The organism is Rhodococcus sp. ARC_M6 (assembly GCF_022810305.1).
Classification (GTDB): domain Bacteria; phylum Actinomycetota; class Actinomycetes; order Mycobacteriales; family Mycobacteriaceae; genus Rhodococcus_F.
In genome coordinates this window covers 1-1523 of sequence record NZ_JALGQH010000070.1, presented here as the reverse complement: position 1 = coordinate 1523, position 1523 = coordinate 1, and the positions used below count along the sequence as shown (strand labels likewise).

Sequence of the window (1523 nt, the reverse complement as noted above, 5' to 3'; positions counted from 1 at the left end):
CCCTCCGTGTCAGGATTTAGTGAGACACTCGGAGGCAACCGAGATCACTCACTGAGGGCATGAAACGAGCATCACCGATGACCAGCCCGAACCCCGAAACAACACCAGATGCGCCGGCAGATCCCGCCCCGAAACCGACCCGCCGAACATTCACCACCGAATACCGCAACAACATCCTCGACGAATACAACGACGCCCCGCACGGCGAAAAATCTGCAGTCCTGCGCCGCGAAGGTCTGTATCAATCCCAACTTCGAGAATGGGCCCAAGCCAGAACCGCAGCGGCCGAAAAGTCTCGACCGAAAACTGCGACCAATCCCGACACCGACACCGCGACCCGTAAGGAAATGGCCCGCCTGACACGCGAGAATGCCCGTCTGGCAAAGCAATTGACGCAGACGGAGGCCGCGCTCGAGATCATGGGAAAACTTCACGTGCTCTTGGAATCCATCTCCGAGAGCACGGACACACCGCCCTTACCGAAGATGCACTGAACAGCACGTTCACCGACCTGCGAGCCGCCGAGATCCCCACCCGTAGATCCTGCATCCTGATCGGACGGTCCCGCGCCACCCACTACCGGCACCAGCAACCACCCGTCCTGGGCCCCAAGAAACCAAGGGCCATCCCCGACAACGGCCAAGCACTCACCGCATCCGAGCGAGCCCAGGTTCTGGCCGTCATCAACAGTGACAAGAACGCTGACCTGGCTATATGTCAGATCTGGGCCCGGGAACTCGACGAGGGCAACTACTGGTGCTCGGTGTCGAGCATGTACCGGATCGCCGCCGAAGTCGGGCAAAACCGCGAACGTCGACGAACAGCGACACATCCACCGAAGGCGATCCCCGAACTCCTCGCCGACGGACCTTCACAGGTCTGGACCTGGGATATCACCAAGCTCCGCGGGCCCACCAAGGGTGTGTGGTTTCACCTGTACGTACTCATCGACATCTACTCTCGGTACAACCCGTCATGGATCGTTTCCACACACGAAAGTGCCGAACTGGCAGCTGAATTCATTGCGGAAGCAATCGAGCGGAACGGCATCGCCCCGCACACCGTCCACGCGGACCGTGGCACCTCGATGACTTCCGGACTGGTGTCGGAACTGCTCACCAACCTCGGCATCATTCGGTCGCATTCACGACCGAGAGTATCGAATGACAATCCATTCTCGGAAGCCCAGTTCAAGACACTGAAATACCTGCATGATTTTCCGAAATCGTTTGCAACACTGGATGATGCACGAGTCTTCTTGGAAGGATTCTTCAACGAGTACAACCACATTCACCGTCATTCGGGCATTGCCTGGCATACCCCGGCTTCGGTGCACTTCGAGACTGCTGACGCGGTCGACGCGGCCCGTCAGATCACCCTGAATGAAGCTTACGTCGCGAACCCAGCCCGGTTTTCGCGCCGGCCGAATCCACCTGAAATGCCGACCGTATTCTTTATTAACGAACCCGTTGCCGAATCGCAGATCAACTGAACGTCACTGTCTCACTTGACTTGACACATAG

At 58.2% G+C, this 1523-nt stretch carries 2 protein-coding genes; both read left to right on the top strand.

The window, feature by feature from the left end:
* The first annotated feature begins 77 nt into the window (after positions 1-77).
* On the top strand, positions 78-494 hold the full coding sequence (locus MTX36_RS29390; protein ID WP_243623186.1) for a transposase: 417 nt from the start codon (positions 78-80) through the stop codon (positions 492-494).
* Positions 495-772: 278 nt separating this feature from the next.
* Positions 773-1492 carry a DDE-type integrase/transposase/recombinase gene (locus MTX36_RS29385; protein WP_243623187.1) on the top strand — a complete coding sequence of 240 codons (720 nt, stop codon included), beginning with the start codon at positions 773-775 and terminating at the stop codon, positions 1490-1492.
* Positions 1493-1523: the final 31 nt, after the last annotated feature.